Source organism: Mesorhizobium sp. M1329, assembly GCF_040318035.1.
GTDB lineage: Bacteria > Pseudomonadota > Alphaproteobacteria > Rhizobiales > Rhizobiaceae > Mesorhizobium.
In genome coordinates this window covers 1-783 of sequence record NZ_JAMYLN010000093.1, presented here as the reverse complement: position 1 = coordinate 783, position 783 = coordinate 1, and the positions used below count along the sequence as shown (strand labels likewise).

At 62.3% G+C, this 783-nt stretch carries 1 protein-coding gene and 1 pseudogene; both read left to right on the top strand.

Annotated features, from left to right (window positions below):
* On the top strand, positions 1-329 hold a 329-nt coding region (locus NKH21_RS32705; RefSeq protein WP_352870029.1), incomplete at its 5' end, for a phage holin family protein.
* Positions 326-783 (top strand): annotated as a pseudogene (locus NKH21_RS32700) (hypothetical protein); the annotation flags it as partial. The gene NKH21_RS32705 and the pseudogene NKH21_RS32700, both read left to right, overlap by 4 nt.

Here is a 783-nt window from a genome sequence, read left to right as displayed (position 1 = left end):
CACTGCTTCAAACCGAAAGCAGGCTGTTGCGGGCTGAAATGTCGGAAAAGGTAAGCAAGGCCGGCGCCGGCGCCGTGGAGGTAATCGGAGGCGCCATTTGCCTGCTCGCCGCCCTGATGGTGCTTTTGCAGGCGCTGGTGATTGCCCTGGCGAGCGCCGGGCTGGGAGCCGGATGGTCCTCGCTGCTCGTCGGCGTCGTGGTGGCAGTACTGGGCGTCATACTCTTACGCTCCGGCAAGGCAAGCATGGCTCCCTCAGAGTTGACCCCCGACCGGACACAAGACCAACTTAAACGCGACGCACGCGTGATCAAGGACCAGATAAGATGATCGACAAATCCGCAGCCGAACTCGAACGCGATGCCGACATTGCCCGTGCCAAGATAACGGACACGGCAGACTCGATCCGGAGCAAGATGACACCGGGTCAGCTGATCGACGAATTCACCGGGATGTTCAGCGACGAGGGATCGGCCATGCTCAGCAATCTTAAGACTCAGGTCAGGGACAATCCGTTGCCGCTTACATTGGTCGGCGCGGGCCTGGCGTGGTTGATGCTTGGCAAGGGTACGGCGGTAGACGGTTCAGCGCCAGGCGCGCATCGGACCGGCAGGCCTTTCTCCGACCGGCAGAGCTTGGGCGAGGGCTGGCAGGAGTCGAGCAGTGAGTACTCCGGTGCCGAAAGCGAAGCTGCGGGAGGCGGCTCCAGGCTCTCAGATGCCGCTGGTTCGGTGGCTTCCGTAGCAGGCGGTGCGACAGAAGCTGTTGCAGATCTTGCGAGCGG